This is a genomic window from Pseudomonas sp. PNPG3 (assembly GCF_023093815.1).
Lineage (GTDB): Bacteria > Pseudomonadota > Gammaproteobacteria > Pseudomonadales > Pseudomonadaceae > Aquipseudomonas > Aquipseudomonas asiatica.
Map to the genome: position 1 here is coordinate 1 of NZ_JALLKV010000221.1, position 269 is coordinate 269.

The 269-nt window shown below is 73.6% G+C and carries 1 protein-coding gene; it reads right to left on the minus strand.

Features of this window, described 5'->3' with window-relative positions; all coding sequences use genetic code 11:
- Positions 1 to 269, minus strand: a 269-nt coding sequence (locus tag MJ643_RS30805; protein WP_247727321.1) for a hypothetical protein, incomplete at both ends; no start/stop codon positions are given.

Genomic DNA, 269 nt, shown 5'->3' on the forward strand with positions numbered 1-269 from the left:
GCGCATCGCCGATCTCGATCCCGAGCTCCGTGCCCGGCGGCAGCGGGAGCGCGTCGGTCACCAGCGTCGGCAGCTCCCGCTCGATTTCGATCACGAGCTGCGCGGATCCGGGCCGGGTCGCCTGCACGTAGCGGGCGAAGCTGAGCGCTCCCGCCCCCAGGTGGGCGATGGAGAGCGGTGCGCCGGCGGGCCAGCAGGCGTCGATCGCGTGCCCCATCCGCGCGAGGTACTCATGGGTGAGGCGGCGCGGATCGGCGAGGTCGACATGC